At 65.3% G+C, this 21,215-nt stretch carries 21 protein-coding genes and 1 pseudogene; 10 read left to right on the top strand and 12 right to left on the bottom strand.

What is annotated here, in order from left to right:
* Position 1 precedes the first annotated feature (1 nt).
* From tssE to tssA, 6 genes are all read right to left on the bottom strand, one after another.
* Positions 2-499 carry a type VI secretion system baseplate subunit TssE gene (tssE, locus tag ACFMBG_RS20340; protein WP_421056503.1) on the bottom strand — a complete coding sequence of 166 codons (498 nt, stop codon included), beginning with the start codon at positions 497-499 and terminating at the stop codon, positions 2-4.
* Entirely contained in the window at positions 492-1,295 is an 804-nt protein-coding gene (locus tag ACFMBG_RS20335) for a type VI secretion system accessory protein TagJ (protein WP_421056502.1), read from the bottom strand. The genes tssE and ACFMBG_RS20335 overlap by 8 nt, the downstream gene beginning before the upstream one ends.
* A 92-nt stretch (positions 1,296-1,387) precedes the next feature.
* Positions 1,388-1,876, bottom strand: coding sequence for an Hcp family type VI secretion system effector (locus tag ACFMBG_RS20330; protein ID WP_421056501.1), 489 nt, complete (start codon positions 1,874-1,876; stop codon positions 1,388-1,390).
* A 79-nt stretch (positions 1,877-1,955) separates the two neighbouring features.
* The gene (tssC, locus tag ACFMBG_RS20325; protein WP_421056500.1) at positions 1,956-3,452 is read right to left on the bottom strand and encodes a type VI secretion system contractile sheath large subunit; all 1,497 of its coding nucleotides are present in this window, start codon (positions 3,450-3,452) and stop codon (positions 1,956-1,958) included.
* A 15-nt stretch (positions 3,453-3,467) separates the two neighbouring features.
* Entirely contained in the window at positions 3,468-3,983 is a 516-nt protein-coding gene (gene tssB, locus ACFMBG_RS20320) for a type VI secretion system contractile sheath small subunit (RefSeq protein WP_027260175.1), read from the bottom strand.
* Between the two features lie 71 nt (positions 3,984-4,054).
* Positions 4,055-5,122, bottom strand: coding sequence for a type VI secretion system protein TssA (tssA, locus tag ACFMBG_RS20315; protein WP_421056499.1), 1,068 nt, complete (start codon positions 5,120-5,122; stop codon positions 4,055-4,057).
* Between the two features lie 186 nt (positions 5,123-5,308).
* Here tssA and ACFMBG_RS20310 point away from each other — a divergent pair, with 186 nt between their 5' ends.
* From ACFMBG_RS20310 to ACFMBG_RS20285, 6 genes are all read left to right on the top strand, one after another.
* A complete protein-coding gene (locus ACFMBG_RS20310) occupies positions 5,309-6,154 on the top strand; it encodes a hypothetical protein (RefSeq protein ID WP_421056498.1) in 846 nt (281 codons plus the stop codon).
* A 75-nt stretch (positions 6,155-6,229) separates the two neighbouring features.
* Positions 6,230-6,649 carry a hypothetical protein gene (locus ACFMBG_RS20305; RefSeq protein WP_421056497.1) on the top strand — a complete coding sequence of 140 codons (420 nt, stop codon included), beginning with the start codon at positions 6,230-6,232 and terminating at the stop codon, positions 6,647-6,649.
* A 3-nt stretch (positions 6,650-6,652) separates the two neighbouring features.
* Complete coding sequence (locus ACFMBG_RS20300; protein ID WP_421056496.1) at positions 6,653-7,270, top strand: MotA/TolQ/ExbB proton channel family protein; 618 nt, start codon at positions 6,653-6,655, stop codon at positions 7,268-7,270.
* A gap of 17 nt (positions 7,271-7,287) precedes the next feature.
* Positions 7,288-7,698 carry an ExbD/TolR family protein gene (locus ACFMBG_RS20295; RefSeq protein WP_421056495.1) on the top strand — a complete coding sequence of 137 codons (411 nt, stop codon included), beginning with the start codon at positions 7,288-7,290 and terminating at the stop codon, positions 7,696-7,698.
* The gene (locus tag ACFMBG_RS20290; RefSeq protein ID WP_421056494.1) at positions 7,695-8,102 is read left to right on the top strand and encodes an ExbD/TolR family protein; all 408 of its coding nucleotides are present in this window, start codon (positions 7,695-7,697) and stop codon (positions 8,100-8,102) included. The genes ACFMBG_RS20295 and ACFMBG_RS20290 overlap by 4 nt, the downstream gene beginning before the upstream one ends.
* Positions 8,102-9,682, top strand: a complete 1,581-nt coding sequence (locus ACFMBG_RS20285) for a DUF4384 domain-containing protein (protein WP_421056493.1) — start codon at positions 8,102-8,104, stop codon at positions 9,680-9,682. The genes ACFMBG_RS20290 and ACFMBG_RS20285 overlap by 1 nt, the downstream gene beginning before the upstream one ends.
* A 44-nt stretch (positions 9,683-9,726) precedes the next feature.
* On the opposite strand, the gene ACFMBG_RS20280 is transcribed toward ACFMBG_RS20285, so the two are convergent.
* Both ACFMBG_RS20280 and ACFMBG_RS20275 read right to left on the bottom strand, forming a co-directional pair.
* A complete protein-coding gene (locus tag ACFMBG_RS20280) occupies positions 9,727-10,728 on the bottom strand; it encodes a hypothetical protein (protein WP_421056492.1) in 1,002 nt (333 codons plus the stop codon).
* A gap of 33 nt (positions 10,729-10,761) precedes the next feature.
* Positions 10,762-12,282, bottom strand: a complete 1,521-nt coding sequence (locus ACFMBG_RS20275; RefSeq protein ID WP_421056491.1) for a caspase family protein — start codon at positions 12,280-12,282, stop codon at positions 10,762-10,764.
* 245 nt (positions 12,283-12,527) lie between these two features.
* Between ACFMBG_RS20275 and ACFMBG_RS20270 the strand changes: the two genes are divergently transcribed.
* Complete coding sequence (locus tag ACFMBG_RS20270) at positions 12,528-13,511, top strand: OmpA family protein (RefSeq protein ID WP_421056490.1); 984 nt, start codon at positions 12,528-12,530, stop codon at positions 13,509-13,511.
* 1,070 nt (positions 13,512-14,581) lie between these two features.
* Here ACFMBG_RS20270 and ACFMBG_RS20265 read toward each other — a convergent pair.
* The 3 genes and pseudogenes from ACFMBG_RS20265 to ACFMBG_RS20255 all read right to left on the bottom strand — a co-directional run.
* Positions 14,582-14,722: pseudogene (locus ACFMBG_RS20265) on the bottom strand (replication protein); the annotation flags it as partial.
* A gap of 6 nt (positions 14,723-14,728) precedes the next feature.
* On the bottom strand, positions 14,729-15,829 hold the full coding sequence (locus ACFMBG_RS20260; RefSeq protein ID WP_421056489.1) for a ParB/RepB/Spo0J family partition protein: 1,101 nt from the start codon (positions 15,827-15,829) through the stop codon (positions 14,729-14,731).
* On the bottom strand, positions 15,826-17,130 hold the full coding sequence (locus ACFMBG_RS20255; protein WP_421056488.1) for an AAA family ATPase: 1,305 nt from the start codon (positions 17,128-17,130) through the stop codon (positions 15,826-15,828). Before ACFMBG_RS20255 ends, ACFMBG_RS20260 begins: the two co-directional genes overlap by 4 nt.
* Positions 17,131-17,684: 554 nt before the next feature.
* On the opposite strand from ACFMBG_RS20255, the gene ACFMBG_RS20250 reads away from it, so the two are divergent.
* From ACFMBG_RS20250 to ACFMBG_RS20240, 3 genes are all read left to right on the top strand, one after another.
* Positions 17,685-18,368, top strand: a complete 684-nt coding sequence (locus ACFMBG_RS20250) for a DnaA N-terminal domain-containing protein (protein ID WP_421056487.1) — start codon at positions 17,685-17,687, stop codon at positions 18,366-18,368.
* Between the two features lie 105 nt (positions 18,369-18,473).
* The gene (gene tviB, locus ACFMBG_RS20245) at positions 18,474-19,748 is read left to right on the top strand and encodes a Vi polysaccharide biosynthesis UDP-N-acetylglucosamine C-6 dehydrogenase TviB (RefSeq protein ID WP_421056486.1); all 1,275 of its coding nucleotides are present in this window, start codon (positions 18,474-18,476) and stop codon (positions 19,746-19,748) included.
* Between the two features lie 67 nt (positions 19,749-19,815).
* A complete protein-coding gene (locus tag ACFMBG_RS20240) occupies positions 19,816-20,250 on the top strand; it encodes a GFA family protein (protein WP_421056485.1) in 435 nt (144 codons plus the stop codon).
* A gap of 18 nt (positions 20,251-20,268) precedes the next feature.
* Here ACFMBG_RS20240 and ACFMBG_RS20235 read toward each other — a convergent pair whose 3' ends face one another.
* Positions 20,269-21,180, bottom strand: a complete 912-nt coding sequence (locus ACFMBG_RS20235; protein ID WP_421056484.1) for a MurR/RpiR family transcriptional regulator — start codon at positions 21,178-21,180, stop codon at positions 20,269-20,271.
* Positions 21,181-21,215 lie beyond the last annotated feature (35 nt).

Genomic DNA, 21,215 nt, shown 5'->3' with positions numbered 1-21,215 from the left:
CTCACAGCGCCCTTTCCATTTCCACTTCGCCGGTGGTCAGGTCGACCTTGCTGCGCAGGTACAGCTCCAGCGGCATCGGCTGCGCCCACATGTCGGCGCGGATTTCCAGGCCGACGGTCATCTCGGTGGCATCCGTCCCCTCCTGCAGCCGCACATCGACCGAACCGTCGATGATCCGCGGCTCATAGGTAGCTATCGCCTGCTTGATCGACCGGCGGATCGCCTCCGCCTTCTCGGTGGTCGAGGCTTCGCCCGCCACTTCCACCAGCCCGTAGTTCAGCACCGAGGCCGACACCGACGGGTATTTCTCCGCATCGAAATGGCTTTCCACATTCTGGGTGTTCAGCAGCCAAGACAGATCGCGCTGAATGATTTCCCGCAGCCGCACAAGATCGATCACCCGGCTCTCGCGGGTTTCCTTCAGATCGCCAGGTGCATTGTCGGTCAGCCGGTCCAGCAGCGAGGGCTGCAGGCGCTCGGCCAGTGTCTTGTCAGCCATTTTCTACGTCATGCCCATCCATCCGGAGTGTGCGCACATCCATGATGGCAATGTCCTCTTCCCCGATCGTCAGCAGCCGCTGTCCCAGACCGGTATAGGTTTCCTCGCCGGCATCCTCCCACACGGTGGCGCGCGCCAGCATCGACAGCCCGTCGGCCTTCTCAGACCCCGGGTAACGGGTCGGGATCATCGCCGCCACCGCGCCGCCGCCCGCCAGCGTCAGCGTGCCGGCGGTCCAGACCGCATCGCGCAGGTCGCTCGGCTCCTCCGCCTCGAACGAGACGATCTGCGTAAACGGCAGCCAGTAGTATTTGCCGTTGACGATGGTCTCCAGCACCGGCCCCAGCCGCATGTCGGCATCGGCAATCCATTCGAACCGCTTGCCGTTGATCTCGCCCGGGCTGGCCGGCGCCGCCTCAAAAGCCTTGGCGCGCAGTTCCGCAGCTTCCTTGGGATTGCCCTGCGCCAGCAGTTTCTGCGCCTCGATCAGATGCGCCAGCCATTCCTCCGGCTCGCCCAGGATCAGCGGCGATTTCTCACCGGCAAAGACCTTCTCGCGGTAGACCTCGCAGATGATCGCCTCGCGGTAGGCCTGCGCCATCACCGTGGCGCCTTCATCCAGCCCCGCCGCCGCCTTCAGCTGGGCAATCGCCCGGGTCCAGTCGCCCAGCACACAGAGCAGCTGAAACAGGAAGACCCGCAGCTTGGCGTTGCTCGCGTCCGCCCTGATTTTCTGCTGCAGCGCCTCCAGCGCCGCCCTGGGATCACCGGCCTTCAGATGCTCTTCGGGTGTCATGGGGCTCTACTCCGCAACTAGGACTGGATGCTGCAAATGCTTCAGAAAAAACGGACCCCGGGCGCAAATACGCCCGGGGCCAGCCAAAAGTCTTACTCGACCTTGCCGGTCTGCACGTTCCACTTGAAGGTGCCTTCAGTGGTGAGTTTACCGGTCTTCTGATCGGTCGACTTGTACTCGTGCTCGATCGAGGCATAGGCCAGCGACCAGGTTTCTTCCGGAATACCGTCCTCGCTTGCCGAGATCGAGTAGCTGTCGACAACCACGTCCTTCATTTTCCAGATCGAGTAGACCAGCAGGCCCTGGCTGGCGCTGTCGCCCGAGCGGCACCAGTGCATGATGATTTCCGGACGCACGGTGCCGTTTGCCACCGACAGCGCCAGGTCGTTCGAGGCCTTGCCCATCTGCGAGGTCAGCTCGATCTTGCCGAAGTTCGAGTTTGCGTGCATCCGCTGGGTCGAGCCCAGGTCGGTCATCTCGACAGCGCGCTCAACGTTCCAGCTGGCAGACTGGACGACGATCCACTTCTTGTGGTTCTCCTCGGTTGCATCACCGGTGATGTCCGAGATCTGTACGAACATATTTGCAGCCATTTTGCTATCCTTTCAAAAATTAAGAACTCTACTGCACTATGAGTGTTTGAGGCTGGGGAGTGGAAAATCAGCCTCCTTTTTCCGAGGGCAGTTTCGATACCAGCCGCAGCGAGACGGAAAGCCCCTCGAGCTGGTAATGCGGGCGCAGGAAGAATTTCGAGGTGTAATACCCCGGGTTGCCCTCGACCTCTTCCACAACCACTTCGGCTGCGGCCAGAGGCTTGCGCGCCTTCTCGTTCTCCGAGGAGATATCCGCGTTGAAGTCAACATAGTTGTTGATCCAGTCCTGCAGCCAGGATTCCATGTCCTGGCGGCTTTTGAACGAGCCGACCTTGTCCCGCACCATGCACTTCAGATAGTGCGCGAACCGGCATGTGGCGAACAGATACGGCAGCCGCGCGCCCAGGTTGGCGTTGGCGGTGGCGTCCGGATCGTCATATTCGGCCGGCTTGTGCAGCGACTGCGCCCCCATGAAGGTCGCAACATCGGTGTTCTTGCGGTGGATCAGCGGCATCATGCCGTTCTTCGCCAGCTCCGCCTCGCGCCGGTCGTCGATGGCAATCTCGGTCGGGCATTTCTGATCGACGCCGCCATCGGTGGTCGGGAAGGTGTGCGAGGGCAGGTTCTCCAGCGTGCCGCCGCTTTCCACCCCGCGGATGCGCGAGCACCAGCCGTACATCTTGAACGAACGGGTGATGTTCACCGCCATGCCATAGGCCGCATTGACCCAGCCGTACTTGTCGCTGGTCGCGCCTGCGGTGTCTTCCTCAAAGGCAAACTCCTCCACCGGGTCGGTCTTGGAGCCATAGGGCAAGCGGCCCAGGAAGCGCGGCATCGCCAGGCCGACATATTTGGCGTCTTCGCTGTCACGCAGCGACCGCCAGGCGGCATATTCCGGGGTCTGGAAGATCTTAGTCAGATCACGCGGGTTCGACAGTTCCGCCCAGCTGTCCATCTGGAACAGCGTCGGCTTGGCGCCGGCGATCAGCGGCGCATGCGCGGCCGCGGCGATCTTGGACAGCTCGCCCAGCAGCTCGATGTCCGGCGGCGAATGGTCGAAATGGTAGTCCACCACCAAAGAGCCATAGGGCTCGCCGCCCAGCTGGCTGAATTCTTCGGTGTAGATCTTCTTGAACAGCGGCGACTGATCCCAGGCCGTCCCCTTGAATTTCTTCAGGGTCTTCGACATTTCCTTCTTGGTGATCGGCATCACCCGGATCTTCAGCTGCTCATCGGTCTCGGTGTTGTTGACCAGATAGTGCAGGCCGCGCCAGGCGCTTTCCAGCTGCTGGAATTCCTCGTTGTGCAGGATCAGGTTCACCTGCTCGGTCAGCTTCTTGTCGATCTCCGCCACGATGCTCTCGATCGAGCGCAGCGCGTCATCGGAAATCAGCGCAGAGTTTGCCAGCGCCTGTTCGGCCAGGGTCTTGACCGCGCTTTCGACAGCGGTCTTGGCCTGGTCCGACTTGGGGCGGAATTCCTTCTGCAGCAGGTTGGCGAATTCGGCAGAGCCAAAGGCGGCTTCACCGGCAGCGGCTTCCGCCTGGAGTTCTTCTTCAGCCATCTTTGTCCTCCCCTATTATTCTTCGCTGTCGGCGTCGCCGCCGGGCTTCGGCTGCGCGGCCAGGGTTTTCAGCAGGCTCGGATCCTGTATGATCTTGGAGATCAGGTCCTCGGCGCCGGTCTTGCCGTCCATGTAGGTCATCAGGTTCGACAGCTGGGTGCGGGCTTCCAGCAGCTCGCGCAGCGGCTCCACCTTGGCGGCGATCGCGGCGGGCTTGAAATCGTCCATGCTCTCGAAGGTGATGTCGACCGCCAGGTTGCCCTCGCCGGTCAGCGTGTTGGGCACGGTAAAGGCGGCACGCGGCGCCATCGACTTCATCCGGTCATCGAAGTTGTCCACGTCGATTTCCAGGAACTTGCGGTCGGCGACGGCGGGCTGCTCCACTTCGGATTTGCCCACCAGGTCGCTCATCACGCCCATCACAAACGGCAGCTGCACCTTCTTCTCGGCGCCATACAGCTCCACGTCATATTCGATCTGGACCCGAGGGGCCCGGTTGCGTGCAATGAATTTCTGTGAACTTCCGGCCATCTAGGTCTCCTTACTCGTCTTGCTGTCACGGGCGCTGCAGCGGGGGTCCGCCGCAGAAACGCCCGTGTCCGTCAGTCGTCGTCGTCTTCGATGCCGCCAATGAGGTTGACGTTGTCCACCCCCTGCGGCGCCATGTCGTTCATGATGGTGAGGAAGTCGGCCCCCACCAGCCGTTTGGCCCGCTCCAGCAGGATCGGCAGCGGGCTCGACGGTTCTGCCCGCCGGTAATAGCCGATGATCCGGTCCAGCGCGTTGGACACATCCGCGGGCGAATTGATCGCCCCCGGCGCTGCCCGTCCGCCTGCTGCAACCGGGGCGGCGGCCGCTCCGGCCTCTTCCGCCGCGCCGTCATCGGCAGCGTCCTCTTCGGCGGCCCCGCCGCCGGCACTCACGTTGCCATAGTCGCGGATGCGCTTGGCGACCTGCTGCAGCAGCTTGATCAGCGCGCTCAGGTCCGGCCCCTGCCCCGGCGTCTGCTCATCGAACACCGCCGAGATCGCCCGGACGTTCTCCTCCGCCGTCTCGATGGCCGCCAGCCGCTCGGCGATGATCTCCTCATCGCTGTCCTGGAAGGCGGCGCCGATGGTGGCGGTGTCCGGAATGTGCTCCATGTCCGCCGGCGCGGTCATCACCCCTTCGGCAACCTCGATCTCGCGCAGGGAGAACCGGCCGAAGCCGCGGCTTTCGGTCAGAGGCGCCCGCCGCAGCGAGCGGTAGAGCGGCGACGCCCCCGCCATGCCGTCCGGCTGGCCGCACAGGTCCTGCACCGCGTTGATCCGCATCGTCGGGTCGCCGTCATCCTCGTCCAGCTCCGGATGGCAGGTCTCCCAGAACTCCTCCAGGCAGCCGCGGATATAGGTGGTGACATCGGCAAACCCGGTCAGCCCCTCGGAATGCAGCAGCGCATCGCCCAGGAACACCGCCGCGCGCAGGTCGTGGCTGCGCTCCAGCACTTCCAGCGCCTTCTTCTGAACTTCGCGGTAATCCGGATCCGTGGCCTCGATGGTTTCGTTGCCCACAACGGATTCTTCCCCGGGCTGCGCAGCCAGCTCCATCTCGGTGAAGGCTGGATCGTATTCGAGGTTCTCGCCGCTGGGCGCATCGTCCCCTTTGGACTGCAGTAATACTGCCGGATCCATCTAATTGCCCCCCCGCTTGTTCTTCCGGTTTTGCGGACACTATTAACGTAACGTCAAACATCCCCCCACCCTTTTCAGAACTGGCGGTTAAGGATGCCCTAATCTCAAACTAAAACTTGACCCCAAGTGAGCCTTATCGGCATCCTAAAGTCAAATGTTTTCATAGCTTTTTGCGGCGGGTGAATAATGAGTATTGAGCGCATTTCCGGCAAGGAAGTCAAAGCGATGGTCCGCGAAGGCGCCAAGAAGCGGATGAGCTTCGCCTTCTGCCTGGACCAGAGCAAGGACCCGCTCCTGATGATCCAGCCGGGCAAGAAACCGGAAACCCTGAAAACCCCGATGAAAAAGGAAGGCGGCGGCCCGCCCATGGCCTGGGGCACCTATGTCGTGCGCTCCGGCGATATGGAGATGATCTGCGAAAGCGCGCCGCAGCGCATGGTCACCGAACTCAAGAAATTCCTCAAGCGCAACCCGGCCAAGGTAAACGTGCTGTTCTACGACGACGGCGGCAACCTCCTGGACAGCCTCAAACCCGAAGCCCCCGAAGGCCAGGTGACAGAGGAAGACGCCTCCGACATCTCCGCTTCCGGCATCGACCCCAAAGCGGTCGCGCCGCTGAAACGCCGCCTCAAGCGCATCCAGCCGCGCATCGGCCTGGCGCCCGGGCCGCTGGAGCTGAAGCTCAAGCGCGCATTGGCAAAATCCGTCAGCCTGATCAACAAGGGCCGCCTGCAGGAGGCGGAGACGATGATCGTGGTGATCGAACGCGCCATCGCCCGCATCGGCAAGGACCGCGAGGACGAGGGCAAGGCGATGAAGCGCGGCCAGCGCGAGATGGACCAGCGCTCGCTCGGCGCCCAGGTCAAGCGCGCCCAGTCGCTGCAGGCCAATGTCGCCCGCGCGCCCGGCAAGGTCCGCGACCGGCTGGGCCGCGCCCTGCATGTCGCCGCGCGCCACCTGAAACGCCGCGACCTCGACTCCGCCCGCGATGCCATGGACCGCATCGAAAAGGCGCTGACCGCACTGGTCTGACCGAATTGGTCCGACCCAAGGAACCAATCCGCGTGCCGCGGGCTGGCCAACGATAACCGGAACCCGGAGACAGTGATGCCCTTGAACCGCCTGCTGACTGCCCTCGCCCTGGTCTGCCTGCCGCTCGCCGCCGCGGCTGAAACAGGCCCGTTGCGGGTCGAGCTGAACAAGACCGAAGAAATCGAGGGCGGCGGCTGCCGCGCCTTCTTCCTGTTCCGCAACCAGACCGGCAAAAGCTTCGAAGGCTTTGAAATGTCGCTCGCCATCCTCGACGGCCAGGGGGTGATCGACCGGCTGCTGTCGATCGACGCCGCCCCGCTGCCGGTGCAGCGCACCACCCTGAAACTCTTTGAAATCCCGGAAATCGCCTGCGGCAACATCTCCGAGATCCTGCTGCACGACATCACCTCCTGCCAGCCCCAGAACGAGGAGCAGATGGACTGTTTCCCGATCCTCGAGCTCGGCTCCCGCGCCGCCGCGCCGCTGGTGAAATAAGCCATGAGCGGCACCTGGGAAATGCTCGGCACCGGCGGCCCGGTGATTGCGCTTCTGGCGCTGATGTCGCTGCTGTCGATCACCGTGATCGCGGTCAAGCTGATCCAGCTCTGGCCGGTGCGCTCCGGCGGCGAGGCCCGCGAGCAGGCCCTGGGCCTGTGGAAGGAAGGCGACCGCAAACGTGCTCAGCAAAGCATCGAGACGGACAAATCCCCCGCCGGCCGGGTGATGGCCTATGCCATGCAGTCCCTGCAGGAGGGTCTGCGCGGCCCGCTGCTGCAGGACGAACTGCAGCGCCGCGGCAATGAGGAAGTCAGCCGCATGAATTCCTTCATCCGCCTGCTGGAGCTGATCGCCATGGTCGCCCCGCTCCTTGGCTTGCTCGGCACCGTCCTGGGCATGATCCAGTCCTTTCAGGAGCTGGAGCTGGCGCAAGGCGCCGCCAATGCCTCGGTTCTGGCGGGCGGCATCTGGCAAGCGCTGCTGACCACCGCCGCGGGCCTCATGGTCGCCATCCCCGCCGCCGTCGCCGCCGGCCTGTTTGCGTCCCGCATCGACGCCGCCGCCCAGGCCATCGAAAACGCCGCCGGCCGCCTGCTGCTGATAGACGGGTCGCGCTGACACGGAGGGGATCTGCCATGACGATCAACCGCCCCTCCCGGCCCCGCGCCCTGATCTCGCTGGTGCCGATGATCGACGTGATGCTGATCCTGCTGGTGTTCTTCATGGTGACCTCCACCTATCTGAACCTCGACATGATCCCGGCGGTGAAACCGTCTGAGGCCACTGCCGCCAGCCCCCAAGGCCCGGCAGGCACCCTGATGATCCGCCTCGGCGCCGACGGCGTGCCCGTGCTGCGCGGCACCGGACTGGATCAGGACACCCTCCGCGCCACCCTCGCCTCTGCCGTCGCCGAGGAACCGCTCACCCAGGTGGTGATCCTCCCTTCCGGCGCCGCCCAGACCCAGGCGCTGATCACCGTGATGGACAGCGCCGCGCTGGCCGGCGTCACCCGCCTGCGCGTCCTGCGGCTGGAGGCGTCCCAATGAGGCTCAACCGCCCGGCCCGCAATCCGCACACGGAAACCATCATCGCCCTGATCGACGTGGTGTTTTTCCTGCTGGTGTTCTTCATGCTGATTGGCCGGATGGACGCGACCGCCCCCTTCGATGTCCGCCCCGCCACCGCCGTCACCGGCCGCGACATGCCCTCGGGCGGCATCACCCTGGCCATCTCCGCCCAGGGCGCCCTGGCACTGGACGGCGAGGAATTCACCCGCGAGACCCTCTCCCCTGCCCTCTCAGCCCTGCTGGCAGAAGACCCGGAGCTGCGCCTGCGCATCAACGCCCACCGCGCGGCTGAGCTGCGCAACGTGCTGCCGCTGGTCGCCGCGGGCGAGGCGCTGGGATTCCGGGACGTGGTGCTGGTGGTCACCCCGGAAACGGACGGGTGATGCGCGCCCCGGCCATATGGGCGCTGGGGCTCGCAGCCTCCGCCCTGGTCCACGCCGGCGGCGCCGCCGCGCTGCTGATCTCGCTCACCCCCGATCCGCTGCCGCAGCAGCCCACCCCGCAAAGCAACCTCAACCTGCAAGCCCACCGCATCCCGCGGTCCGAGGCCGTTCCGCAGACACCGGAAGGCGAGCAAGCCCCTGAGTCCCAGGCACAAAGCCAAGGCCTCGCCGCAGGCAGCATCCCGCTATCCAGGGCCCAGCCAAAGACACCCGCAGCAGACCGCCTCGCCTCCGCCGCCCCGCCAGCAGCCAGCCTTGCCCCCGCTGCCGCCCGGGCCCCTGCGGCCGCTCCTGCCCACGCCCCCTCTAACAAACTTGCCAGCGCCTCCGCGCCCGCCGCCCGCCTGCCCGGCGTCCGCCCGGCGGCACAGTCGGCCCAAGTGGCTGAGCCGCAGTCAGCCCAGGCTGCCCCGGCCCAAGCCGCCTTGCAGCAGGCGGCCCCGGCAGCAGCCGCGGTGCAACCGGCCACCGCCGCCACCGCTGCCCCGGTTCTGCTGGCCGCCGCGCAGGAACCCGCCATCGCGCTGGCAAACACAGCCGCTCCGCTGACCGCCGCCGCAACAGCCCGGCCCAACGCGGCAACCCTGCCGCAGACCGCTCCCGCCAGCCAGCCGAGTGCCGAGGCGCAGCCTGTTTCCGCACCGCTGGCGAATACCATTCCGCCCTCCCGCCAAACGCCATCCGTCCTCCCGGACGCCCCCCGCATCAAGGCCGCGCTGGCGTTCCAGGGCGGCAGCGGCGACATCGACCCGGTCTCCCTCGCCGCGTTCCAAAGCTTCATGCAACCCGGCGATGCCGTGGCCGAGGGCGATCCGTTGCGTGACGGCGTTTCCGGCATCCTCGCCGCCGTCCCCTGCTCCCGCCTGCAGGTCGCCTTTGTCCCCGAAACCGCCACGCTGGAGGTCCGCGGCCACCTGCCCGAAGACGGGTTGCGCAGCCCGGTCCTGGCGGCGCTGCAAGCGCAGATGGGCGCCGATATCACCGTCTCCGACCAGATGCGCCTGCTGCCCCGCCCGCAATGCGGCGCGCTGGCCGGGATCTCCAGCGTCGGCCTGCCGCAAAGCACCGACCAGATCACCAACCCGCTGCTGGTCGGGGCAGACGCCCACGCCCGGGTGCTCGACTATTCCGGCGGCGATCGGCTGTTCTTCGACCTCACCGCGCCGGACTACCCGGCTTACGTCTATGTCGACTATTTCGACGCCGGCGGCGCGGTCCTGCACCTCAGCCCGAACGAACTGGTGCCGCTGACGGAGGCCGCCCCCAAAAGCGCCTTGCGCGTCGGCGCCAAGGAGGCCGGAGACCCGGGCCTGCAAATCTCCGTCGGCCCGCCCTACGGCCAGGAAATCGCCGTCGCCTTCGCCGCCTCGCACCCGCTGTATGACGGCACCCGCCCGCTCAGCGAGCCCGCAGAGCCCTACCTCGATTTCCTGCGCACCCAAGTGGCCGAGGCCCGCGCCGAACACCCTGATTTCAAAGGTGAATGGGTCTACTTCCTGATCACCACCCACGCGCCGTGACCCTCGCCCCAGCAAGCCGGAGCACCGTTGTGTGCTGGGTCAGCTCACTCCAGCCCGCGCCAGGGTTTCGGCATTAGCACCCAGCGCCCGTTGACGAAAATCAGGCCGTCGAAAGCCAAGCCCCGGGACTCCCCTGGCTTGACGAACTTGAACCGCCCGATAGGCACATCAGCAATGAAATGCGGCAATACCTTTTTGTAGCCGCCGGGAAACTCGCCCAGCACAGATGCTCCGGACCGCAGTTCACCCGTGGTGGTGAAAATGGTGATCAGGTCCTCATGCTCCGGTTTCGGCCGGATCGCCGCCCCGGGCTGGAACAGCTGTTCGTATGAGGCAATCAGCCGGCTCGCCAGCGGCTCGGAATAAACCGCGCGCACATCGCCGGGAGCCGGTTTCAGGCTGGCGGTCAGCGCCGCATGATCGGCTCCGGCTTCGAAAAAGCGCCGGAGCAGCTGCCGCCCCGCCACTGATGCCTGTGACCGCGGAGTTGCCGCCGCCTTTTGCGCGATCTGCTCAGCCAGGGCACTGAACCGCGCGCCCGGATTGCTGCTGCACAAATTCTGCAGCACCTTGAGAATATTCCCCAATTCATCCGGCCCCATGACCCTGAGCCGCCCCTCGGCCTTGGCCAAGTAGCCTGAGACCCAGGCCCCTACGAGAACCTTGTCGACCACATCCTCGTAAACCAGGACGGTTTCGCAAGGCTCCGACGGATCGAACCTGTCCCGTGCCGCCTGCACGGGAAGGGCTAGGGCGCAGGACAGGCACAAGGATCCGAAAACAGCGCTGAAACGGCGAGACTTTTTACAAAGAAAACTCATGGGAGGCCTACCAGTCAAAGTACGTATGCCATCAGTATAGGCACAAACACCCGGACAGCAGTAACCTCCCTGCCTCAGGCCATTCAGCCCCGCCAATCCGCCCTCTGAAATGCTCCGGCGCAAACAGCCCGCAAGCGGCCCCCCGCGCCCCAAGGCCAATAGCTGCCACTCACCGGGAAAACCGCCGTGTGCAGCACTGCGCTGCGCCTGCTTGCGCGGGCGCATTCCCCTGCCCTACTCCGGCAAGCGCGCTGACCGCTACTGGCAGCCGCCCGCGGCCCAGCTCTTCAGCGCCTGTTTCAGCGCGCCGCCAAAGGGGTGCTGCTTGCCCAGCGAGCGCTGCATGTTGAGGCTCAGATAGGTATTGCCTTGGGTGCACAGCCGCTCCCGCGTCCATTGGTGGCAGGCGCTGCAGGACTGGTCCTTCCAATAGCTCTCCGGCAGCCCTTCGACCGGCGGAAACGAGGGCGACCGGGTCACTGCCTCGGCCAGAGTCAGGCCGGAAATCGCCGCCGCATCGGTGTCCAGCGGACTGGCATAGGTGATCGGCCCGCTTTCCGCCAGCTTCACGGCTTCCGGCGCGGGCTCAGCCGCCGCGGGGGGCGTCTCCACGCCTGCCTGCGGGTCCTGGCCTGTCCCGGCCGCCAGAGCCGCAATCTCAGCGGCTGCCATTTCCGCAAACCGGCCCTCCGGGTAAGCCATCAGATAGGCCTCATAGGCGGCCTTGCTGCCATCGCCCTGTGCGGCCTGGTACATCGCCGTCTCGGCATCCGGTGCTGCCGCCGGGGCGGCTGCAGGTGCAGGCTCCTCCGGAGCAGCCGCAACCGCAGCACCGGTACCGCCGTGCAGTTCCTCTTCCATCAGGCTGGCCAGCAGCGCGCGGGCCTCATCGGCATATTTGCCGTCGCCATAGCCGCGCAGGAACAGCATGATCTGCATCGCATCGCGCGATGCCTCGACCGAGCGCCAGATCTGCGCCTCCTCGATCTCCGCGGCGCTCATCACCGCCTCCGGCTCTGCCGCGGCAAAGGTGAAGTCACTGACCAGCGAAGACGTGTCCCAGGGCGTCTGGCTGCCGCCGCTCTGCTCCAGCACCGCCCGGCGCACCTGTTTGAACACCTGCTCCACCGGCGCCCCCGGCACCACGATTTCGCGCGCCAGCGCCTCGGTGAAAGGGCTGTTCTCCCCCTCCCCGTCCAGCGCCACATCGCCCGGCGCGGTGGCATAGGCCAGGAAGGTCCCGGTCGGCGCCTTCATCTCCGCCAGGCCGCTTTCGTTCAGATCGGCAACCGCCTCAAACGGGTTGTTGCGGCAGGCATCCAGGATCACGATATTGGTGCGGTTGCGGGCAGAGGCCATCTGGCGCAGAACCGACTGCGCCTCCACCGCCATCAGGTCGAGATCCGCGGCATCCGCCAGCGCCACATCGACCGGCAGCAGGTAGTTGCTGCCAAAGCTCTGCACCCCGTGGCCGGCATAGTAGAACAGACCCGTGGCGTCCTCCCCTGCCCCGCGCAGCTTGCGGCCGAACCGGCCGATGGCGCGTTTCATCTCGATCTGCCGCGCATCCACCGCCAGGGTGACGTCAAAGCCCAGCCGCTCCAGCGTCTCGGCCATCAGCCGGGCGTCCCGCCCCGGGTTGTCGAGCGGCTGCACCGACCCATAGGCCGAATTGCCGATCACCAGCGCCAGCCGCTCCTCCGCCCAGGCGGCCCGGGCCAGGCCCAGCACCGCGGCGGCCAGCACAGCCAGCCGGATCCACATCCCGAAAATTCGCACGCACCTGCTCCACTTCCTTGCCCCGGCATCCGTCACCGGCAGCAGCTTCCCAATTATTAAGGGTATTTCGTTACCAAACTATCGCGTCCCTTGCACCCGGCAGCAACCCTGCTGTTAGACTGGAGGGGTATCTTCCATCCCTGCCCGCGGGCCGGGAATTCACGTCCGACAACCCGAATGGATCGCGCATGCTCCGATTAACCCTTTCAATATTAACAGTTTTCCTGCTACTCCTCCGCCCGGCCATGGCCTCCGGCCCGTTTGAGCACGGCTGGCAGCTGGATGCCGAATCCTCCGCCATCCGCTTTATATCGATTAAAAAAGGCAGCATTGCGGAATCGAGCCGCTTTGCCGCCTTCTCCGGCAGCATCTCCGAACAGGGCGACGCCAAAATCCATATCGCGCTGGATTCCGTCGACACCTCCATCGACCTGCGCAACGTGCGGATGCGGTTCCTGTTCTTTGAAACCTTCACCTACCCCGAGGCCACCATCACCGCCCGCATCGATCCGGATCAGATCGCCGATCTCGCTGCAGTGCAGCGTAAGCAGATCGAGCTGCCGGTCACCCTGTCGCTGCATGGGGTCGAGGCCCGGCTGACCGCGCCGGTAGCGGTAACACTGCTGGGCAAGGACCGGGTCGCCGTGGCCACCGTGCAGCCGGTCATTCTCAAGCTGGAGGATTTTGCGCTGAACCCCGGCCGCGAGAAGCTGGAGGAAGCGGCGGGCGTCACCATCACCCCCGTGGGCCTGGTGAGCCTGGATCTGCTGTTTGACCGCACCGCCCCCGGCACCGCTTCTGTCCCGGCGGGGACAGTGACCGCAGGCGCCTCTGCGGCGCTGGAGGCCAGCGGCGATTTCAGCCGCGAGGCCTGCACCGGCCGGTTCGAGATCCTGTCGCGCAGCCGCAGCGTCAACTTCGCCCCCTCCACCGCCCGGCTGGACACCAGCTCCCGCGGCTTCCTCGAGAGCCTGTCGGACATCATCCGCCGCTGCCCCGGCATGATTGTCGAGGTCGGCGGCCATACCGACAGCCAGGGCAAGGCGGCCTGGAACATGGCATTGAGCGAGAAGCGCGCGGCGGCGGTCAACAGCTATCTGCAGCAGATGGGCATCCCGGCAGAGCGGCTGGTGGCCGTCGGCTATGGCGAGACCACGCCGCTGGTGCCCAACAACACCGCGCAAAACCGGGCCAAGAACAGGCGGATCGAGTTCAAGGTGCTGAACTGACCGCCTCCTGATCCCCGGATAAGCTCCTGCTGTCCCCGCGGGGACAGCTTTATAGATCGAACCAGGACCCGGCCCCGCGCCGGGTCTTTTGCTTCAAACCGCACCACTCTTGCAGGTGTTTTTGCATTCTGTCCCCGCGGGGACAGACAGATGTTTTGAACATCCCCGGCCGGTTTCAAGCGGTTGTCCCCGCGGGGACACATTGGCTTTCGGGGCGCTGCTTGGCAGTCAAATTTTCCGCTGCGGAATCGCCGCCCAAGCGCAGCGGGAGGCCACGGTTCCGCCCATCGCAGCCGGTGGCCGCTCCCTGTCCCCGCGGGGACAGTCAAAATTTTCGCCCCTGCCCTGCCCGTTCTGTCCACTTGTCCCCGCGGGGACACGCCGGGTTGCAGGCGTTGTGCGGTGGGCAGATTGCCCACCCTACAGAACTGGCGGCAAGTGCTGCACTGGTGATTGCGCCCTTCCGGAGCCAATGGCCGGAGTTCTGTCCCCGCGGGGACAGGCAGGAATTCTGCCCGCTGCCGTCGTGCGTTTGACCCGGTTGCCCCCACGGGGACACCGATGCTTTTGACCGGGATATGCACTTGCAAGTGCTGTCCGCGGGCTAAATGAGCAGCCGTTTTCAGGTTCTGTCCCCGCGGGGACACCTCTGCTGCCAACGCAAAATTGCGGTTTGCCAGCGGCAACCACGCATCTGTCCCCGCGGGGACAAGACGGGAAATCGGCGGCTGGTGCGTGCCGGCACTGCGGCCCGAAAGCCATCCGACGGTGCGGAGATTGCTTGCTGCAGGGAACCCGCAATCAGCATCTGCCCGATGTGTTTCGCCGCGCTGTCCCCGCGGGGACAGGTCAAGCAGCGGCGTGCCACGGCCGGCAGATCACTCGCCGCATCGGGGCCGCCCAGCCTTCTCGCTTGCAGATTACGCCCGCCATCACTGGAAGCCGCCGAGGTGTCCCCGCGGGGACAGCGCCGCAAAACAGGCTCAAACACGCGGATCAGACATAAAAAAGCCCGGCATTTCTGCCGGGCCATCGCTGTTTTTAGCAACTGTCCCCGCGGGGACAGCAGGTCAGTCCTGGTCTTCCAAGGCCGCAAAAAAGGCGGAGATGGCGTCCTCCAGCTTGTGCCGGTCGATCTCCGAAAAGTCGCGTTCCATCGCCATCTCGATCTTGCCGTCACGCGCCTGGCAGCGGACTGTCCCCGCGGGGACAGCAGGTCAGTCCTGGTCTTCCAAGGCCGCAAAAAAGGCGGAGATGGCGTCCTCCAGCTTGTGCCGGTCGATCTCCGAAAAGTCGCGTTCCATCGCCATCTCGATCTTGCCGTCACGCGCCTGGCAGCGGACTGTCCCCGCGGGGACAGTGCAGCGCAATGTGGTCTTGGCCACACCGGGACGCGGCGTGGCGGCGGAGCGTGGCGCGTTCTTGCGCTTGCCTTCGGCAAAGCTGCGCAGCACCTCCAGCTCGGCCTCTTCGGTTTCCGGCCGCACCCGCGCCAGCGCATCGCGCAGCACCTGGGCGTTCATCGCATCCGCTTCCAGCCGTTTCTTCAGGTCCAGACCCAGCGCCCGCGGGATCGCTTCCGGGAATTTCAGCGCGTCGCCCACCGCCCTCAGCACCTGGGCGAAATGGCGGATATAGATCCGCTTTTGCCGCCCGGCGGAGGCATAGAGATCATTCACCGCATCCTCGATGGTCTCGGCCCCGGTCTGGGTGTCCTCAGCATAGCGCAGCGCCAGCTGGGCCATCTCGGCAAAGGAGATGTCACGGCGCACCAGGTTCTCGTCCACCATCCGGCGGTAGAGGTCCTGCAGGCTGTCGCCCTTGGCCACCAAACCCGCGGGGATATGCGCATAGCTCTCGTCGCCGGTTTCGCTGAGCAGCGAGAAATAGGCCCGCATCCGGCGGTAGCCCTGGATCAGCTCATAGGTGCCGTCGCCGCGTTCCTCCACCCGGATCGGGTTGGACAGGCCCACCGACTTGATCGATTCCTTCAGCTCGTCCAGCTCCGGGTCGCGCTTGTCGCTGCGGTCGCGGATCAGCTTGTCCATGCGGATCTTGCCGAGCGGGATCCGGTCGACCACCAGGCCCAGCTTCTTCAGCCGCACGAATTCCCGCGCCAGCCGGTCGTTTTCGTCGCGGATTTTCTGCTCGACCTCCGCCCGGTTGCGCAATGCATCGGCGTTCTCGGAAATCGCGGTGGCCATCGGGCCGCGGCGGGTCTCAGCCGGTTTCCCGGCCGGCTTTTCCGGTGCTGTCCCCGCGGGGACATTGCCGGTGTCGGGCGTGAAGTCGATGTCGAAGACTCTGCGCTTGCTCATGCCTCATCCTCCAGTTTCTCCCAGGCTTCCAGCGCGTAGGCCTTGAATTCGTCATAGGCCTGGTCAAACGACCCCCGTGCGCGCCGCCAGGTTTCGCGTGTCATATCCCGGTAGTCGATTTCGTAGATGGAACTCAGGAACCGCCCCGACTGTTCGACCGCGCGGGTCATCTCGATCGGGTGCTCGGTCATTCTACCCTCAAACACCTTCATGAATGCCGAACGCATCGCACGGTGCAAATCGTTACCGGATTCGTAACGGGTGAGGAGGAAGCGGACGTCCTGGAATACCTTGGGCAGTGCAAATGTCCCCGCGGGGACAACGCCGTTAAATGCGGAGAGATCCTCAAGCGCCTCGGACAGCTGGCCGATGAAGGAGGTGGTGGAGTCATACTCCCAATAGCCGGGGCCGGAGGGGATATAAAGCATGTCGGCAGCAAACACCGCGTTCATCGACTGGTAGCCGATGGCGGGCGGGCAGTCGAAGATCATCAGGTCGTAGTCTTCGGAAGGAAGCTGGTCGAGGTAGCGGGAGACCGCGGCGAAGAACGACCATTCCGGGTTCAGGTGCCGGTACTGGGCGGAGGCGAATTCCACGAACGCCGCGTTGGCGCAGGAGGGGATGATGTCGATGGTCGGCCAGCTGGTCGGCTTGACGAAATCGCTGATCCGCAGGTCCTGCAGCCCCATGCCGGTGATCGCGTCGGGCAGCTGGCGCTGGGGCAGGGCGGTGCCGGACTCGGCGCCCTGCAGGGACGCGTTCATCCGCTCGGTCTCGCGCACCAGGTCGCGGGCCATGATGCCCCAGACGGTGTAATCCTCGGTGACGTCGCTGAGGCCCATGGAGTGGGAGAGGGTGGCCTGCGGGTCGAAGTCGACGCAAAGCACCCGGTAGCCGTCCAGCGCCGCGGCATGGGCGAAATGCAGGGCAACGGTGGATTTGCCGGCACCGCCCTTGAAGTTGGAGATTGCCACCCGCAGGGCGCGTTTCCCCGCGGGGCGCTTGGGCAGCAGGGACTTGCGATTGATCTTGATGCGGCGGCGCAGCTCGTTGATCTCCTCCAGCGAATACCAGCGCTGGCGGCCTTCCTCCTCGACATGGCCCTGCGGCAGCGAGGGGTCAGCCGCCAGCCGTCCCCGCAGGGTCGACTGGTTGACGCGGAAGATCAGCTCCGCCACTTCCCAGGAGGAGAACCGGCGCAGGGTCTTTTCCATTTCGGGGGAGAAGGTCTGCTGGCGAATCCAGCTTTGCATCTTGAGAGATTGGGCCTGCATTTTGGACAGGTCTTCGTGCGTAAACATCACTGCTCCTCGATCTGCACGTTGTTCTTATTTGGCAGCGTCCATTTCCTGCGGACGCTAATTCAGCCTCAATATTCATTTACGCCGAATTTGCAAAAAACGCAAAAGCTAATATGGTGTGGATCAGCGTCCTGTCCCCGCGGGGACACATCTGCGGAAGGCCCTGTGAAATAAGGACGGGAGCGATTCGGCAGGCCAGCGCCAAGCGATTCGTTTCATTGGGTTTTTCCGGTGTCCGAACGCCAGATTTAGGGGGACACCCCGGGCCCGGACACAGCAGATTGGGGGACATTTCTGGCGGAATAGGGGACACCCTGCATGTCCCCCCATACCATAGATACCAATTTTTCTTTCGAAAAAGGGATTGGGGTTGAATTCAATTTCCCTCAGCGCTTGACAGAATCGGAATTCCGGACGCAAATCGGGTACAACAAACGAATAGCGTTGAGTTCGGAGCGAAACCGGCCAGCGCAATTCCCGGAAAACAGCCCGGGAAGATATGAGGCAGCATATCCCGGCCTGGACAGGCAGGGGAGGGAGAAACGGGGGCAGCAATGCTTGCCAAACGGCCTGCGGGGCGCAACGCCTCCGCGCTGAAATACGATATCCTCACGGCGATGGGGGCTTATGCGCTTGGCCAGGGCAAGACGGCGCAGAAGCTGGTGCTGCGTTTCATGACATTGATGACCGCGCGCTACAACTGGCAGCGGGATGAGCTGGCCGTCGGGCAGCGCGAAATCGCCCGGCTGTGGGATGTGGACGAGCGCACGGTCAAGCGCGAGATGGCCAAGCTGCGCGGCATGGGCTGGCTGGTGGTGAAACGCCAGGGCGCGCGCGGGCGGGTTACCGAATACGGCATCGACCTGGAGCGGCTGCTGGCGGATACCCAGGAACGCTGGGCGGCGGTGGGGCCGGACTTTGAGCACCGGATGCAAGGCGCGGACGAGCCTGCACCCAATGTGGTGCCCTTGCGGCCCGGGGCGGCGCCGCCTGCACCGGATGTCTCGGACGGCAGCGAGTGGAGCCTGGCCAAGGCAGTGCTGCATGCGGAGGACCCGGCGAATTATGCGTCCTGGGTGCAGGGGCTGGAGCGGTCCGGCAGGGCAGGCGGCCGTCTGGTGCTGAAGGCGCCAAGCCGGTTCCATGCGAATTACGTCATGTCTCATCTGATGCCGCGGCTGCTGGCGGCGTGCCGCGATGTGGATGGCGAAGTCTCCGCCATTGTTGTGGAGGCGTGAGGCCGAAACTGCGCCGCTGCGGTTGAACCCCTGGGCGGCAGGGGCTTATGTGGGCGGGCAGGGGGCCTGGCCGGAAAGCCCCGCGGAAACAAGGAGCAGCCCGGAATGAGCGGTGTGCAGGACAGGATCTGTGTCATTGGCCTTGGCTATGTGGGGCTGCCGCTGGCGGCGGCGTTCGGGCAGCACCGGGAGGTCATCGGGTTTGACATCGATCCGGGCCGCATCGCCGAGCTGCGCCGGGGCGAGGACCGCACCCGCGAGCTGGAGCCGCAGGACCTGGCGGCGGCGGAGTTCCTGAAGTTCACCTCGGACCCGGCAGAGATTGCGGAGTGTTCGATTTACATTGTCACCGTGCCGACCCCGGTGGATGCCAATCACACGCCGGACCTGAGCCCCTTGCTGTCGGCCTCGGCCATCGTCGGCGGGGTGCTGAAGCCGGGCGATCTGGTGATCTATGAATCCACCGTCTATCCCGGCGCCACCGAGGAAGACTGCGTGCCGGTTCTGGAGGCGCGCTCGGGTCTGACGTTCAACCGGGACTTCTTTGCCGGCTACAGTCCGGAACGGATCAACCCCGGCGACAAGGCGCGCAGGCTGAAGGATATCGTCAAGGTCACCTCCGGCTCGACGCCCGAGGTGGCGGAGCGGGTGGATGCGCTGTACCGCGAGGTGGTCTCGGCGGGCACCCACAAGGCCGCGAGCATCCGGGTGGCGGAGGCGGCCAAGGTGATCGAGAACAGCCAGCGGGATATCAATATCGCGCTGGTGAATGAGCTGGCCAAGATCTTCAACAGGATGGGGATCGACACCCAGGCGGTTCTGGAAGCCGCCGGCACCAAGTGGAATTTCCTGCCGTTCCGCCCCGGTCTGGTGGGCGGGCACTGCATCGGGGTGGACCCCTATTACCTGACCCACAAGGCGGAGCAGCTGGGCTATCATCCGGAGATCCTGCTGGCCGGGCGGCGGCTGAATGACGGCATGGGTGCCTATGTGGCCGGCGAGATGGTCAAGGCAATGCTGAAGCGCGGCCTGCCGGTGGCCGGCGCGCGGGTGCTGGTGATGGGGCTGACGTTCAAGGAGAACTGCCCGGACCTGCGCAACACGCGGGTGATAGACGTGGTGCGCAGCCTTGAGGAATACGGCGCGGCGGTGGATGTGTTCGATCCCCATGCCGATGCGGCAGAGGCGCAGGAGGAATACGGGATTTCGCTGGTGCCGGAGCCGGGGCAGGGGGCCTATGCCGGGGTTGTGCTGGCGGTCGCGCATTCGGAGTTCCGGGAGATGGGGGCAGAAGCGGTCCGCGCCTTGGGGTCAGAGGGCGCGCTGGTCTATGACCTGAAATACGTGCTGGCGCCGGAAGAGGCGGATTTGCGGCTCTAACCCGGGCGAAACCTCCCTTTGAGACCTGAATTGCTGTAGCCTTGGCGTATTGGCAAGGAGGTCTGTGATGAGTGACGTTCTGGAAGGCCGCTGCCTGTGCGGCGCGGTGAAGATCCAAGTTGAGGGAGCGCATGACCCGCGGTCCGGCGCCTGCCATTGCCGCATGTGCCAGCGCTGGACCGGCGGTCTGTTCCTGTGTTTCGGGGCGGCTGCGGAGGCGGTGACGGTTGAGGGGCCGGTGACCCGCTATCACTCCACCGCTTTTGCCGAGCGGGCCTTTTGCAGCACCTGCGGGTCGCATCTGTGGATGCGGGACACGGACGGGGAAAACACTGCCTATGACCTGATGCCGGGGCTGTTTGACGCGGCGCTGGACTGGCCGCTGCGGTCGGAGATCTATGCCGACCGGGCGATGGCGGCGGTGCGGCTGGAGGGCGATCACAAGCGGGTCACACGGGATGAATATGAGGCGCAGAACCCGTTCATTGACGGGGATGTCTGAGGGCGCGGGGCAGGGGGGTCAGCCCCCCACCCGCGGCAGTTTCGGGCCGCTCCAATAGGCGCCGCTGTCCTGGCGCAGGGCGTCATAGGCCTCGATCCGCCGCCGGGCGTCCTCGCCGCCGGCGTCGATCAGATGGGTGAGCAGGCATTCCAGCACCGCCATTGCGCCGCCGATGGCGCCGAACGGGTGCAGCGAGTTGGCGGCCACCGCCAGCACGTGATCGGTGCGGATGCCGGGCGCAATGACCTCGCTGTCGGAAATCAGGATCACCGATGCGCCGCGTTCGCCCGCCAGCCGCAGCGCCTGGATGGTGCCGGCGGAGTAGGGGGCGAAGGTGACGGCGATCAGGCAGTCCCCGGGGCCGATGTCCAGAAGATCGTCCAGCGCGGCGCCCATGTGGCGGGGCACCAGCTCCAGCCCCGGCAGCGCCATCCGGCCGACGTAGTGGAAGTAATAGGCCAGCGCGTAAGAGGAGCGGGTGGCGGTGACATAGCTGCGGCGCGCGGACAGCAGCGTGTCCACGATGGCCTGCGTCCGTTCGGCCGTCATCAGCCGCAGCGAGCGGGAAGTGATGTTGAGCTGGTTGCGGGCGGCAGCGGCTTGCAGCGCGCCGGCGGGGCCTTCGGTGCCCATGCGCTCCAGCCAGTCCTGGCCGAGGTCGGCCTCATGCGTGGTGGTGAGGGCGGCGCGGAAGGGGGCGCGGAAGGCCTCGAACGTGTCATAGCCTAGGTGCTGGGCAAGGCGGACAAAGCCGTTGGCGCTGATGCCGGTCCTCTCGGCCGAGGTGCGCACGGTATCGAGGCCGAAGTCGCCGGGGTTGTCGATCACGTATTTCGCCGCCGCTTTCAGCTTGGGCGGCAGGGTGTCCATCTGGTCCTTGAGGTGCTGGATCAGCCGGGCGGTTTTCCGGGGGTCGAGATGCGGGTCCATGTGCCGCATCAGAGCAGATGTGCGGAAAATGGCAA

This window comes from Leisingera coralii (assembly GCF_049056525.1).
GTDB lineage: Bacteria > Pseudomonadota > Alphaproteobacteria > Rhodobacterales > Rhodobacteraceae > Leisingera > Leisingera coralii.
Note: the sequence above shows the minus strand (reverse complement) of the source record. Positions and strands in the feature narration are given on the sequence as shown.

What these genes read in the sequence shown, in the direction of transcription:
- tssE (WP_421056503.1), bottom strand. Translation starts at nt 499, where the DNA reads ATGGCTGACAAGACACTGGCCGAGCGCCTGCAGCCCTCGCTGCTGGAC.
- ACFMBG_RS20335 (WP_421056502.1), bottom strand. Translation starts at nt 1,295, where the DNA reads ATGACACCCGAAGAGCATCTGAAGGCCGGTGATCCCAGGGCGGCGCTG.
- ACFMBG_RS20330 (WP_421056501.1), bottom strand. Translation starts at nt 1,876, where the DNA reads ATGTTCGTACAGATCTCGGACATCACCGGTGATGCAACCGAGGAGAAC.
- tssC (WP_421056500.1), bottom strand. Translation starts at nt 3,452, where the DNA reads ATGGCTGAAGAAGAACTCCAGGCGGAAGCCGCTGCCGGTGAAGCCGCC.
- tssB (WP_027260175.1), bottom strand. Translation starts at nt 3,983, where the DNA reads ATGGCCGGAAGTTCACAGAAATTCATTGCACGCAACCGGGCCCCTCGG.
- tssA (WP_421056499.1), bottom strand. Translation starts at nt 5,122, where the DNA reads ATGGATCCGGCAGTATTACTGCAGTCCAAAGGGGACGATGCGCCCAGC.
- ACFMBG_RS20310 (WP_421056498.1), top strand. Translation starts at nt 5,309, where the DNA reads ATGAGTATTGAGCGCATTTCCGGCAAGGAAGTCAAAGCGATGGTCCGC.
- ACFMBG_RS20305 (WP_421056497.1), top strand. Translation starts at nt 6,230, where the DNA reads ATGCCCTTGAACCGCCTGCTGACTGCCCTCGCCCTGGTCTGCCTGCCG.
- ACFMBG_RS20300 (WP_421056496.1), top strand. Translation starts at nt 6,653, where the DNA reads ATGAGCGGCACCTGGGAAATGCTCGGCACCGGCGGCCCGGTGATTGCG.
- ACFMBG_RS20295 (WP_421056495.1), top strand. Translation starts at nt 7,288, where the DNA reads ATGACGATCAACCGCCCCTCCCGGCCCCGCGCCCTGATCTCGCTGGTG.
- ACFMBG_RS20290 (WP_421056494.1), top strand. Translation starts at nt 7,695, where the DNA reads ATGAGGCTCAACCGCCCGGCCCGCAATCCGCACACGGAAACCATCATC.
- ACFMBG_RS20285 (WP_421056493.1), top strand. Translation starts at nt 8,102, where the DNA reads ATGCGCGCCCCGGCCATATGGGCGCTGGGGCTCGCAGCCTCCGCCCTG.
- ACFMBG_RS20280 (WP_421056492.1), bottom strand. Translation starts at nt 10,728, where the DNA reads ATGCGCCCGCGCAAGCAGGCGCAGCGCAGTGCTGCACACGGCGGTTTT.
- ACFMBG_RS20270 (WP_421056490.1), top strand. Translation starts at nt 12,528, where the DNA reads ATGGCCTCCGGCCCGTTTGAGCACGGCTGGCAGCTGGATGCCGAATCC.
- ACFMBG_RS20260 (WP_421056489.1), bottom strand. Translation starts at nt 15,829, where the DNA reads ATGAGCAAGCGCAGAGTCTTCGACATCGACTTCACGCCCGACACCGGC.
- ACFMBG_RS20255 (WP_421056488.1), bottom strand. Translation starts at nt 17,130, where the DNA reads ATGTTTACGCACGAAGACCTGTCCAAAATGCAGGCCCAATCTCTCAAG.
- ACFMBG_RS20250 (WP_421056487.1), top strand. Translation starts at nt 17,685, where the DNA reads ATGCTTGCCAAACGGCCTGCGGGGCGCAACGCCTCCGCGCTGAAATAC.
- tviB (WP_421056486.1), top strand. Translation starts at nt 18,474, where the DNA reads ATGAGCGGTGTGCAGGACAGGATCTGTGTCATTGGCCTTGGCTATGTG.
- ACFMBG_RS20240 (WP_421056485.1), top strand. Translation starts at nt 19,816, where the DNA reads ATGAGTGACGTTCTGGAAGGCCGCTGCCTGTGCGGCGCGGTGAAGATC.
- ACFMBG_RS20235 (WP_421056484.1), bottom strand. Translation starts at nt 21,180, where the DNA reads ATGGACCCGCATCTCGACCCCCGGAAAACCGCCCGGCTGATCCAGCAC.